The sequence below is a fragment of the Sphingobacterium zeae genome (genome assembly GCF_030818895.1).
In the GTDB taxonomy this organism is placed as follows: Bacteria; Bacteroidota; Bacteroidia; order Sphingobacteriales; family Sphingobacteriaceae; genus Sphingobacterium; species Sphingobacterium zeae.
Genome location: NZ_JAUTBA010000001.1, coordinates 745435 through 757782, shown reverse-complemented (window position 1 = coordinate 757782; position 12348 = coordinate 745435). Strand labels below are relative to the sequence as shown.

Annotated in this window: 11 protein-coding genes; 7 read left to right on the top strand and 4 right to left on the bottom strand. The window is 40.3% G+C overall.

Going from position 1 to position 12348, the window contains the following annotated elements:
• Position 1: 1 nt before the first annotated feature.
• The gene (locus tag QE382_RS03250; protein ID WP_307184661.1) at positions 2 to 1579 is read left to right on the top strand and encodes an MFS transporter; all 1578 of its coding nucleotides are present in this window, start codon (positions 2 to 4) and stop codon (positions 1577 to 1579) included.
• A gap of 202 nt (positions 1580 to 1781) precedes the next feature.
• On the opposite strand, the gene gltX is transcribed toward QE382_RS03250, so the two are convergent.
• Positions 1782 to 3302: a glutamate--tRNA ligase gene (gene gltX, locus QE382_RS03245; RefSeq protein WP_307184660.1), complete on the bottom strand. Its 1521-nt coding sequence runs from the start codon at positions 3300 to 3302 to the stop codon at positions 1782 to 1784.
• Positions 3303 to 3422: 120 nt separating this feature from the next.
• Here gltX and QE382_RS03240 point away from each other — a divergent pair, with 120 nt between their 5' ends.
• From QE382_RS03240 to QE382_RS03220, 5 genes are all read left to right on the top strand, one after another.
• The gene (locus QE382_RS03240) at positions 3423 to 4652 is read left to right on the top strand and encodes a sensor histidine kinase (protein WP_307188009.1); all 1230 of its coding nucleotides are present in this window, start codon (positions 3423 to 3425) and stop codon (positions 4650 to 4652) included.
• Positions 4633 to 5181, top strand: a complete 549-nt coding sequence (locus tag QE382_RS03235) for a DinB family protein (protein ID WP_307184659.1) — start codon at positions 4633 to 4635, stop codon at positions 5179 to 5181. The genes QE382_RS03240 and QE382_RS03235 overlap by 20 nt, the downstream gene beginning before the upstream one ends.
• Entirely contained in the window at positions 5147 to 5572 is a 426-nt protein-coding gene (locus QE382_RS03230) for a hotdog fold thioesterase (protein WP_307184658.1), read from the top strand. The genes QE382_RS03235 and QE382_RS03230 overlap by 35 nt, the downstream gene beginning before the upstream one ends.
• 291 nt (positions 5573 to 5863) lie before the next feature.
• On the top strand, positions 5864 to 7159 hold the full coding sequence (locus QE382_RS03225) for a sugar MFS transporter (RefSeq protein ID WP_307184657.1): 1296 nt from the start codon (positions 5864 to 5866) through the stop codon (positions 7157 to 7159).
• A 139-nt stretch (positions 7160 to 7298) separates the two neighbouring features.
• A complete protein-coding gene (locus QE382_RS03220; protein WP_307184656.1) occupies positions 7299 to 8144 on the top strand; it encodes a DUF2911 domain-containing protein in 846 nt (281 codons plus the stop codon).
• A 68-nt stretch (positions 8145 to 8212) separates the two neighbouring features.
• On the opposite strand, the gene cdaA is transcribed toward QE382_RS03220, so the two are convergent.
• Positions 8213 to 9007 carry a diadenylate cyclase CdaA gene (gene cdaA, locus QE382_RS03215; protein WP_209578522.1) on the bottom strand — a complete coding sequence of 265 codons (795 nt, stop codon included), beginning with the start codon at positions 9005 to 9007 and terminating at the stop codon, positions 8213 to 8215.
• A 60-nt stretch (positions 9008 to 9067) separates the two neighbouring features.
• Here cdaA and QE382_RS03210 point away from each other — a divergent pair, with 60 nt between their 5' ends.
• Positions 9068 to 9784, top strand: a complete 717-nt coding sequence (locus QE382_RS03210; RefSeq protein ID WP_209578521.1) for a pyridoxine 5'-phosphate synthase — start codon at positions 9068 to 9070, stop codon at positions 9782 to 9784.
• Positions 9785 to 9912: 128 nt separating this feature from the next.
• On the opposite strand, the gene lepB is transcribed toward QE382_RS03210, so the two are convergent.
• Both lepB and dapB read right to left on the bottom strand, forming a co-directional pair.
• Positions 9913 to 11481: a signal peptidase I gene (gene lepB, locus QE382_RS03205; RefSeq protein ID WP_307184655.1), complete on the bottom strand. Its 1569-nt coding sequence runs from the start codon at positions 11479 to 11481 to the stop codon at positions 9913 to 9915.
• A gap of 16 nt (positions 11482 to 11497) precedes the next feature.
• Positions 11498 to 12241, bottom strand: a complete 744-nt coding sequence (dapB, locus tag QE382_RS03200; RefSeq protein ID WP_307184654.1) for a 4-hydroxy-tetrahydrodipicolinate reductase — start codon at positions 12239 to 12241, stop codon at positions 11498 to 11500.
• Positions 12242 to 12348: the final 107 nt, after the last annotated feature.

Genomic DNA, 12348 nt, shown 5'->3' with positions numbered 1-12348 from the left:
CATGCTTAACAACAAATCTGTATACTATAGCTGGGTTCCCGAATGGATCAAACTTCCACTAATGATACTAGCGATGTTTCCCCATCTCATGTTAATGTCGCTATTCCATTCGAATACGGCATTTACCGCGTCGGCGCTTGACATCGAAACCGAAGATATTCAGTATTTCCTTTCCTTGATGTATGGTGCCATTGTGGTTGCCTTACTCATTTTTCAGCGGCTTTTTTCTTATTTCAGAGTGAGAACCTATATCCTGTTGACCTGCAGCGCTTCCATCCTCATCCTAATCGGCATTTCATTGACAAAAGATCCATTCCTTATTGGCGTTCTGCGTGTAGCCGAAGGTATTTTCTGCGTGCTTGAAGGCGCTTGTTTCCTTCCAATGGTTATGAGCCAGATTAAGCATACAAAGAGCCGCACCATTGCCTATTTCTTCCTATATACATTTATGCTTACCGGCTCGACCTTGACAACATCTTTGCTCAAAGAAAGTATTATGGATTATGGATGGCAAGATATGATCTACGTTGTACTCTATTGGCATTTGATCGTCATTGCGATAGCCCTGCTCTTACTCAACAATAATCGCTTAAGTAAAAAATTCCCGCTCTATCAACTGGATCTCACAAGCTGTCTGTTTCTGCTATTCTCATTGAGCTGCGGCGCTTACGTCCTAATTTATGGCCGTAAATACTATTGGTTCGAACACCCTAATATCACCATCAACTTTGCCCTTTTCCTCGTGTTCGGAGCACTCTTTATAATTAAACAAAGTTTGGTCAAAAGACCTCTATTTCACTTTGACGTATTGAGATATAAAAATGTGATTTTGGGAGTTATCCTATTTTTTTTCTTCTATATTATTCGCAGCTGCCTCAACAATGTTTATACCGTAATGGCTACCGTCTGGAAATGGCCTTGGCACTATATTATTGATGTACAATACATCAATGTCATAGGTACTATCCTGGGTGTTGGCAGTTCTGCCGTCTTACTTCTATGCAATGTATCTCCGAAATATAGCTTTGGTTTTGGCTTTTTGATATTGGCAATTTCCTGTTTTCTCTTTGTCCCTACCTTTTATCCTGATACCACAATCTGGACCATCGGTCTCCCATTGTTCATTCAGGGCATCGGACAAGGCTGGCTGTTCACACCGCTCGTGATTTACATTTTAACAGGTGTCGAATCCCAACATGTAGCCAATGCCGGCCTCATGGGTACAACTGTTCGATTTTGGAGTACCAATATTGGATTTGCCTTTATCCAAAACATCAGCTATATACTAAATAAAAAGCATTATAATCAACTCGAACAGACACTGAATACAGGCAATCCGTTGACACTAAATTATTGGAACACATTAATCGAGAAATATAGCGGATTATATGGCGATCAAGTGGCAAACCAAATTGTTAGTAAAAGTCTTGCCGGAAGTTTGAGTCAGCAAGCATCGCTAATCAGCAATATGGAAATATTTACTTTCCTCGGAATGCTGGGATTAGTTGTAACCGGAATAATATTTTTATTTGGCCCAGTTAAGACCCTTTATATCCGGCTGAGGTTACCTTACTTATAAATCAAACTAGGGGAACGCCTAGTATAAGCAAATTAGGGGAAGCCTATCTAACAAGGTCTAGCAACTCCATAAATCCAAAGAAAATCAACGTTTCCAATAAACTAAGCATAGCAAACTTATGCCCCTCTAGTGGACAATATTAAAAAAGGCTATTCGCAAATCAATGCAAATAGCCTCTTTTAGTATTTTATACTCCTTTCATTTAAGCATCAAATTCCTGAAGTGCTTTTTTTACACGATTTACGACTTCATCTCTGCCCAGCAGTTCAACTATCTGAAAGACATCTGGACCAAATTTTCCACCGACTAACATAATACGGAATGGCATCATCAGTTCGCCCATTTTCATTCCGGATGCCTGAATGGCATCCTTGAAGAAAGGCTCCAACTCAGCAGCCTTCCAGGTATGGAATCCTGCGAAAGACTGGTTAATCCCCTCAAAAAATGCAGTTTTTTCAGCAGACCATTTAGGCTTCACTGCGTTTAAATCGTATTCTGCAGGTTGCAGGAAGAAAAACGACGCTTGGCTCCAAAAATCTTCCACAAAGGTCAGACGCTCTTTTACCGCATCCAATACTTTACTCACATAAGTGTCATCAGCCGCGACTTGATGATGTTCCAAAACTGTTTTAATCTGCGGTAACAGCGACTCTGTTGAAGATCGTTTGATCCATTCATGGTTAAACCATTTTGCTTTTTCAAAATCAAATTTCGCCCCAGCTTTACTGATACGGTCCACGCCGAATTTCTGGATCAATTCATCTAAAGAAAAAAGTTCCTGTTCAGTTCCATCATTCCAGCCTAACACGCCAAGCATGTTGACAAAAGCCTCTGGCAAGAAACCCATCTCACGAAAACCTTTTGTTGTATCGCCAGAGTTTGCATCGGTCCAGTTCATCGCGTAAACAGGGAATCCCAGACGATCGCCATCGCGTTTACTTAATTTACCATTTCCATCGGGTTTGAGGATTAGAGGAAGGTGTGCCCAGCTCGGCATGCTATCGCCCCAGCCAAGGTATTCCCACAACAAGATATGGATAGGTGCCGAAGGCAACCACTCTTCGCCGCGGAATACATGCGAAATATCCATGGTTTTATCATCGACAACAACGGCCAGGTGATAAGTTGGCATACCGTCAGCTTTAAGCAATACCTTATCATCAACAAGATTGGTATCGAAAGCTACCTTTCCACGGATCATATCTGTAAATGTTACCGTGTCATCAGTAGGAATTTTTATACGAATGGTATGCGGAGTCCCCGCATCCAACAGGTGTTGAGTTTCAGTCTCAGATAGGCTCAACGAATTGCGCAATTGAAGTCTGTTTTCGTGGCTATATCGGAAGTTAGGCTGTAATTTACGCTGTTCATCTAGCTCTTCAGCAGTATCAAAGGCATAATAAGCATACCCATCTGCGATCAATTGCTCAGCATATTTCCGGTAAGATGGTTTTCGCTCACTTTGACGGTAAGGCCCATATTTCCCCCCTATTAACGGACTTTCGTCTGGCGTCAGACCACACCATGCTAAGCATTCGTTGATATATTCCTCAGCACCAGGGACGAAACGAGTTTGATCCGTATCCTCGACACGTAAAATAAAATCTCCCTCATGCTGACGCGCATAGAGAAAATTAAACAAAGCTGTACGTACCCCACCAAGGTGAAGACCACCTGTCGGGCTTGGTGCAAAACGCACTCTGACTTTTCTTTCTGAACTCATGAAGCAAAATTACCACAAAATTTTTGATTTGGGCGCTACGACCACTTCTTCAATTAAATAAAAGTGCAGAAAACAGACATTTATTCAGTAATTTGCGATGAAGGACACGAATACGGAATCATGAAACCCTATCAGATTAGCCAGCAACGCTGGAAATTTATTTTGCTCATCTTTGCAGCAGTCATTGCTGTTGCCTCCTTGGTGTACACCAATTACCTCGTTCGAAATCTTGCTCACGCCGAACGTTCAAAGGCCGAGGTATGGGCCATGAGTACTAAAAATATCATGACCATGCCCGACGTAGATGATGAGTTCATTACATTTATCTACGCTGTAAGAGACAGCCTAAATTTACCAGCAATTATTACTGACGATAAAGAAGATATCATTTTTTGGCGGAACCTCGATTCTACGAAGACCAATATTAAGCCTGGACAAAACGACAGTGTTACAAAGCATCTAAATTATGACCCCGCTTATTTTCAAAAACAGCTGGCATTTATGAAAAAAAGCCATCCCCCCATTACTTTGGAATTGGAAAATGGGCAAAAATGGCATGTATACTACAAGGATTCTTGGTTTTTGCAACAGCTAAGGGTGTTTCCGTACGTACAACTATCGCTCATTGCGCTCTTCCTTATCATTGCATATACCGTTTTCAACTCTATCCGAAAATCTGAACAAAATCTTGTTTGGGTAGGCCTCACCAAAGAAGCGGCACATCAATTGGGTACCCCCATTTCATCGTTGATGGGTTGGCTAGAACTGATTCGTATAAAATTTGATGCCGAAGAAGATGATACGCTAACTGAAATGGAAAACGACATAAAGCGGCTTGAGATCGTCGCTGACCGCTTTTCAAAAATAGGATCTACCCCCGTACTGACCAATCACAACCTCTACGAGGTCATTAAAAATTACATGGATTATTTCCGTATAAGGACTAGCAATAAAATCACTTTCGAATTAAAAGGAGACAAACATCTTGAAGCAAAGCTCAATATTCCGCTCTTCGACTGGATTATAGAAAATTTATTGAAAAATGGAGTAAATGCCATTGGTACAGAAGGAAAGATAACTGTTAATATTTCAGAAAATATTGCGAAAGAAGAAATTTTTATAGACATTAGCGATACGGGCAAAGGAATTCCGAGATCTAATTTTGAATCAGTTTTCCAGCCAGGCTTCACCACAAGAAAGAGAGGTTGGGGGCTTGGGCTTAGTCTGACAAAAAGAATGGTGCGGTATCACCAAGGCCAAATTTTTGTAAAAGAATCTGAATTAGGTAAAGGAACAACATTTCGAATAATCTTAAAAAGCAATTTAAAATATGAAGCCACTCAAATCTGACGAATATCCAGCAGTCTATGCGCCATATATTGAGACTGTCGTTGATAACGTGTTTGATACACTCGAAGAACAAACGCTCTCCTTTCCGGCATTTCTGGACACGATTCCTGAGGAAAGAGGCAATTTTAAATACGCCGAGGATAAATGGACCATCAAAGAAGTCGTTGGCCACGTCATCGATAATGAACGAATCATGGCCTATCGTGCGTTGCGCTTCTCCCGTAACGACCTGAAGGAGCTCGCTGGTTACGACCAAGACTACCTCATTCAGTATTCGCGCTATAATGACCGTACCTTGGAAAGCTTGAGTAAAGAATTTGCCTTTCTTCGCAAAGCCAATATGATGCTTTTCAACAGTTTCAATGACGCTGAATTGGAGCGTAAAGGAATGGCATCTGAGCGACTTACAACTGTAAAAGCACTGTTATATGTCATTGCGGGACACCTCAATCATCACCGCATTATTATTCAAGAACGTTATTTAAACTCAGACGATGTCAAAAATTTGGTTTCAGCATTACAGCATTGAGGAAATAAATATATTTTTTAATAAATACCTGTCAGGTCTCCTGGAAATTCAAGCGACAGAAATAGATGACAACACCATTACAGCGACTATGCCTGTAACAGATAAAGTCAAGCAGCCGCATGGAATATTACATGGTGGAGCCTCGGTAGTCCTGGCAGAGTCGCTAGGAAGTATTGCCTCTAACCTGGTGGTTGACCCAGATAAATATCGCGGCGTTGGACTTGAAGTGAACGCAAACCATATACGTCCCGTAAGTAGCGGAATAATCACAGCGAAATGCAGTGCCATACATATTGGCCGTTCCACACATATCTGGGAAATAAAGATGTATGACCGGTTCAATAAATTAAATTGTATTTCCAGACTGACAGTAGCGATCGTTCCGAAATAATACAATTTATAGGGCTTTTGACAACTCGAATTTCAAAACCATCAAATTTTAATCTGACAGATTAAAATTCAAAGGAGGATAAATTAAAATTTATCCTCTTTTTTGGGAATTAATTCTCAAAACCGAGCAAAAATATGCCTGTATTTATTTCCTATATTCAATAAATTTAAGTAGTCTTGTACGTTGGATAGTTTAAAAATCAACAAAATAGCATGCAATCGATTGCTTAAAGCTACTTTTCGACAGATTTCTACTGCGTGAACGATAACTTAACTAAATATAATTAAAAAAATGACCACTAATCCTAATTCGGGTAAAACAGCAATAGTCCCAATGCTCATTTGCTGTGCATTATTTTTTATTCTTGGATATATCACTTGGGCCAATGGCGCATTGATCCCTTTTGTACGCTTAGCATTTAATTTAGAGACCGATACACAAGCATTTTTAATTCTTTTCGCGTCGTATATTGCCTATTTTTTTCTCGCATTACCCAGTTCATGGATTTTAGGGAAAACAGGATTCAAAAATGGATTAGTGGCCAGTCTGGTGTTAATTATTTTAGGCGCCCTTATCATTATTCCTGCCGCATCAAATTTGAGCTACCAACTCTTCTTGGTCGCTATCTTTGTGCAAGCCTCAGGTATGGCGCTGTTACAGACAGCGATTAACCCTTATTTAAGTATAATCGGCCCCATAGAAAGTGCCGCCCAAAGGATCTCCATCGTAGGGATTTTCAATAAAACAGCTGGCATGATTGTTCCAGTAGTCTTGGGGAGCATCCTATTAAAAGATTACGACAGCATTTCCAGTAGAATCAAAGAACTCAAAGCAGGTGCAGAACACGATGCACTGTTAGCAGAATTATCCGAAAGGCTTCATGGACCCTACATTGGAGTAGCTATCGGTGTTGCGATTCTAGCGATTGTCGTATTTGCTGTAAAAATGCCCGAAGTTGATGTCAATAAGGAAGAAGAAGCAACAGATGACGCTGCTGTCACCAGTACTAAAAAGACAAGTATCTTTCAGTTTCCACATTTATTTTTAGGATTTCTCGCTATTTTCTTCTGCGTTGCAGTCGAAGTAATGGCAGGCGACATCATCGGAACGTACGGAAGATTATTATCGCTGCCGCCATTTTTTGTTAAGTATGGTACTACGTTTACGCTAGTATGTATGCTAGTTGGCTATTTCATTGGTATTATCTCTATTCCAAAGTTTGTATCGCAGCAAACCGCTTTACGTATCTGTACAATTGTTGGTATAACATTCGCGGCGATTTCGGCATTTTCCACAGGACTGACATCTTATATCTTTGTGGCCCTATTAGGTGTCGCTAATGCATTGATGTGGCCAGCAATTTTTCCGCTGGGTATAAAAGGACTAGGACGCTTTACGAAAACAGGATCAGGTATTATGATTATGGGTATTGCCGGAGGAGCAATCTGGCCTTTGATATATGGCTATTTAAAGGACACATTGCATGTTGACTTCCAACATGCGTTTCTCTTTGCGATGGTTCCGGCCTACCTGTATATCTTATTTTTTGCCACTAAAGGGCATAAAATTGGAAAAGAAAACACTTAGTAGAACACACTAGTGGACGAGCCAAAGGGCATCTAAAAATAGATGCCCTTTTTCTGTGAAATTCTTCCTATTTTTAGAAGATAGATAGAGGCGTGAAACTGTTGAAAACGCGTATATAACAAAACAAACAATGATACAGATGAAAAAAAATCTTTTTGCAATTGCCATTGCCGCAACCATGATGTTTACGGCTGGAGAATCTTTTGCTCAAATTAAACTTCCTGCAGCCAGCAGCTCACAAACCATTACACAAGGATTAGGTATTGAAAATGTAACACTAAACTATAGCAGACCAAGTATGAATGGACGTAAGATCTTTGGTGATCTTGTTCCTTATAATCAGGTGTGGCGTACAGGAGCAAATACCAATACCACATTAACCTTTGAAGGAGATGTTACATTAAATGGCAATAAGCTTTCAGCAGGAACCTATTCGCTTTTTACGATCCCAAACAAATCAGAGTGGACCATTATCATCAGTAAAAACACAAAACAATGGGGCGCATATACGTATAAAGAATCTGAAGACGCTTTACGCTTCAATGTTAAACCACAAACATTAGCCAATCCGGTGGAAACTTTTACCATCGCTTTTGACAACGTTACGCCAACGGATGCGGTTTTAAGTTTGGCTTGGGAAAAAACTGCTGTAAAAATTGCCCTCAAAGTAAACCAGCAGGATAAAATATTAGCGTCAATCGACGAGGCTATGAAAGGGGAGAAAAAACCATATTTTGCAGCCGCTCAATATTACTTTACTAATAATTTGGATCTGAATAAAGCTTTAAACTGGTTTGATGAAGCTGCTAAAGCCCAACCCAAAGCGGCACATGTTCTTTATTGGAAAGCAAAAGCTCAATTGAAAGCCGGAGACAAAAAAGGAGCGGTGGAAACTGCCACGAAAGGTCTCGAAGTGGCCACAGCTGACAAGAACTCTGAATACATCAAGTTGAATACGCAAGTGATCAATGCTGCAAAAAAATAGCGGTCTATACACAACAATGCCCCAAAAAGCAGCTAACTTTTTGGGGCATTGCATTCAATGATCACTTTTTACAACTCATCTTTCAGTAGCTGCTCAAGTTCTTCCGGCGAGACGTTCATATTGACATTTCCATCTTTCGCAAAAGAGATCTCGCCAGTCTCTTCTGAAACAATAACAGCAATAGCGTCGGAGACTTCCGTTACTCCAATTGCCGCGCGATGCCTTAATCCAAATTGCAAGGGCAGATCCTCACTATCCGACAAAGGCAATACACATGATGCTGTCATAATCTTAAAATCGACAATAACGACCGCACCATCATGCAAGGGACTATTTTTATGAAAAATACTTTCAATTAAACGCTTGGAAATATGAGCATCGATATATTCACCACTACTCTGGTAATACTCCTCATCAAAATATTTTGAAAAAACCAACAATGCCCCGGTGCGCGTACGTGACATACTTCTGCAGGCTTCAATTACAGGTCTTAAATCATCCGTCAAATCCTTTTGTATAGCCTTCTTATTCCCGATAAACGACCAAAAAACCTTTTTTCGCTTCATCGATATATTCTTCCCAACATGCAATAAAAACCGCCTGATTTCTTGCTGGAATACGACAATCAACGCAATCGAACCCACCGATATAAAACCGCCGAATATTTCTGTCAGCAAACGCATATGCATCTGCTTGACGACAATATAAACGCCATAAAACAATGCGACACCAATTAGAATATTAACAGCAATGGTACCCCTAATCAAACTATAAATATAGTAGATAATAATCGCTACCAATATAATATCAATAACGTCCAAGAGGCGAAAGCCGCTAAATAGGCTATAGTCGATTCCATCCATACATGCAAGTTAAAAAAAAATAGATATTATTCGTATTTTTACAACACAACATACAGCAAAATGACCAGACTTTCAGTAAATATCAATAAAATCGCAACGCTCAGAAATTCTAGAGGTGGGAATAATCCTAATCTAGTCTCAGCAGCATTAGCCTGTGAACGTTTTGGGGCTCAGGGAATCACTGTTCACCCCAGACCAGATGAAAGACATATCCGCTATCAGGATGTATTTGACTTAAAAGCAGCAATTCAGACTGAGCTGAATATTGAAGGAAATTGCCAGGAGCAGAAATTTATAGACCTTGTATTGGCCAATAAACCAGCACAGGTTACATTAGTGCCTGATACCGAAGGTCAATTAACCTCCAATCATGGCTGGGATACCATTAAGAACAAAGCCTACCTACAAGATATGTGCAAATTGTTCAAAGATGCCGGGATACGTGTTTCTATTTTCGTAGATCCTGTCGAAGAAATGGTAGAGGCTGCCGCAGAAACAGGAACAGATCGCATTGAACTTTATACAGAAGGATTTGCAACGGAGTATGGTTTCGATAAAGAAACTGCTATAAAGCCCTATTTCAAAGCAGCCTTAAAGGCGCGTGAAGTCGGATTAGGACTCAATGCAGGCCACGACCTGGACCTCAACAATCTGCAATATTTCAATCAGCATATTCCGGAATTGCTGGAAGTAAGCATAGGCCATGCACTTATCTCTGATGCGCTGTATTTAGGATTAGAGGAAACGATCAAACGTTACCTCGCCTGTTTGAAGTAGTACAACTTTCGGCGAAGACCGAAACCTATAATCAGTAAACTCAAGTTATTTCAATAAAAAGGGCTTTCTTAACGAAAGCCCTTTTTATTGCATTCAGACCATAAGGCTAGCATGTTGATTTGCTCCGATTAATGAATGCCCTTAAAGATTCGATTCCAACGAATTTTCGAGAGTCCTGTGCCAATATCGTCCCAGCTCATCCAGGTAAATAAAGCCTTTCCAACAATATGGTCCTCGGGAACAAATCCCCAACCTCTTGAATCCAAGGAATTATGGCGATTATCCCCCATCATCCAAAAGTAATCCATTTTAAATGTATAGTGATCTGCTCTGACATCATTGATATAGATTCCATCCGAGCGCTTTTCAAGCTTATTGTTCTCATACACACGGATAGCTCTTTCATAGATGGGTAAAGTCTGCTCATTTAAAGCAACCGACCAACCTTTTTTCGGGATTAAAATCGGTCCAAAGTTATCAAAATTCCATTTGTATTGTGGATCGTACGGATAAGCACCTTCTCCAACTGGATTCCTTCGAATCTCTTTGACATTCGACCAGGATTTCACAATGGCCAGCTCATCTTGAGTCATGAACAACTGATAGACTCCAGGTTGCTGATCGCCACCTATTGCTTCAATTCTCAACTCCTTTAACCTTTCCATATTTAATGGAGTGCCATCCGTTAATACCAGATAGTCCAATTGACTTTCAGGAGGATCAAATCCCGGTTGATCATTTACAAAAAGCTTGGCATCCTTCATGGAAATCTTATCCCCTGGCAATCCCACACAACGCTTAATATAGTTCTCACGCTTATCAATCGGCCTTGCCTGAATCGTAAACTGCGAATTCACAGTCTGCCAGCCGTACGCTCGAACAAGATCATAGTAACTTGCATTTTGGTTTTCGAGCGCGACAGTGTCACCAGCAGGAAAATTAAAGACGACCACATCATTGCGCTCAATCTTTTGAAATCCAGGCAGACGTTTATAAGGGAGTTCGATCAATTCAGAATATGCTTTCCCTCCTGTGATGGGCATGGTGTGATGCGCAAAAGGAAAAGCAATCGGCGTATTAGGAATACGTGGCCCATAATTCAACTTGCTGACGAATAGGAAATCGCCGACCAACAAGGTACGTTCCATAGATCCTGTTGGGATCATATAAGCTTCGATCAGAAAACCGCGAATAAGCGATGCTGCAACAGTGGCAAATACGATAGCGTCAGCCCATTCACGTACCATGGACTTTTTGTATGGATATTTAATTTTATACTCTTTATACGATTCAAGGGCTATTTCGGCACGCTTCTCTTCAGTCATTACAATGCCTTCCTGACTAGCAGCTTTCAGATTTTTAGCGTACAGGCCGTTTAAAAAACGCACATTATTATCCTTTGCCCACATGGGCAGCACAATAAAAGGCACTAAAACTGCAGCCGCATTTTCCCAAAAACGACGCTTCCCAAAACAATGGATAAAATCAAGATAAAGATTATAGAAAATAAAGACATTGACAATTGGAACAAGCAATAATATTACCCACCATAACGGTTTCCCCATCAATTTTGCCTGAATATACTGGCTGTAAAATGGAACGATCGCTTCCCAGCCTTTTCTGCCAGCTTTAACAAACAATTGCCACAACCCATATCCTGATATTGTTGTTAAAACCGCAAATATAATTAAGCCCATAAACTACTAATTAGTACTATTTATTAAAATCAAAAATCTCTGTAACTTGATAAAAGCCTTTTTTACCATTCAACCATTCCGCGGCAACAACAGCACCCAAAGCAAAGCCATCACGGCTATGTGCAGTATGCTTAAATTCTATCTGGTCAACCTCCGAACTATAAAGTACCGTATGTGTTCCCGGAACCTCTTCAATGCGATGACTTTCGATCAAAAGTTCTTGGGGCTTTGGAATAATTTCATCTTGCTCGCCAACGACAGTATTCACCCAGTTGGTCTTCACATCACTACTCTCCAATATCCCTTCAGCAATGGTAATTGCCGTACCGCTTGGCGCATCCAGTTTGTGAATATGGTGAATTTCCTCGACTTGAACATCATATTGCTTGTAGGGTTGTAATGCCTTTGCCAACATGCGATTGATATGAAAAAAAACGTTCACACCGATAGAAAAGTTAGACCCATACAAAATCGAACCTCCAAACGCCAGACACTTCGCCTTAACATCTTCCAATTGATCATACCATCCCGTTGTCCCTACCACAATAGGTACACCTGCTTCCAGACAAAGATTCATATTATCCAATGCTGCAGAAGGCACACTAAAGTCTATCGCGACATCAGCTCCTCTTATATCATCAGCAGTCAGGTTAGGACGATTATGTTCATCCACAACTAAAAAAATTTGATGGCCTCTTTTTAATGCGTATCTTTCGATAATCTGCCCCATTTTGCCATATCCCAAGAGAATGATGTTCATATATTCAGAAAAAAGTATAGTTTATTTTTAAAATTAAAAAATTTCAATGAAATACCCCTATTTAAAAACCATAATCCCTGATCTTAGAGACCGTGTAAAACTAATAT

Bases quoted from the DNA above. Each gene is read 5' to 3' on its own strand.
- QE382_RS03250 (WP_307184661.1), top strand. From the start codon at position 2: ATGCTTAACAACAAATCTGTATACTATAGCTGGGTTCCCGAATGGATC.
- gltX (WP_307184660.1), bottom strand. From the start codon at position 3,302: ATGAGTTCAGAAAGAAAAGTCAGAGTGCGTTTTGCACCAAGCCCGACA.
- QE382_RS03240 (WP_307188009.1), top strand. From the start codon at position 3,423: ATGAAACCCTATCAGATTAGCCAGCAACGCTGGAAATTTATTTTGCTC.
- QE382_RS03235 (WP_307184659.1), top strand. From the start codon at position 4,633: ATGAAGCCACTCAAATCTGACGAATATCCAGCAGTCTATGCGCCATAT.
- QE382_RS03230 (WP_307184658.1), top strand. From the start codon at position 5,147: ATGTCAAAAATTTGGTTTCAGCATTACAGCATTGAGGAAATAAATATA.
- QE382_RS03225 (WP_307184657.1), top strand. From the start codon at position 5,864: ATGACCACTAATCCTAATTCGGGTAAAACAGCAATAGTCCCAATGCTC.
- QE382_RS03220 (WP_307184656.1), top strand. From the start codon at position 7,299: ATGAAAAAAAATCTTTTTGCAATTGCCATTGCCGCAACCATGATGTTT.
- cdaA (WP_209578522.1), bottom strand. From the start codon at position 9,007: ATGGATGGAATCGACTATAGCCTATTTAGCGGCTTTCGCCTCTTGGAC.
- QE382_RS03210 (WP_209578521.1), top strand. From the start codon at position 9,068: ATGACCAGACTTTCAGTAAATATCAATAAAATCGCAACGCTCAGAAAT.
- lepB (WP_307184655.1), bottom strand. From the start codon at position 11,481: ATGGGCTTAATTATATTTGCGGTTTTAACAACAATATCAGGATATGGG.
- dapB (WP_307184654.1), bottom strand. From the start codon at position 12,241: ATGAACATCATTCTCTTGGGATATGGCAAAATGGGGCAGATTATCGAA.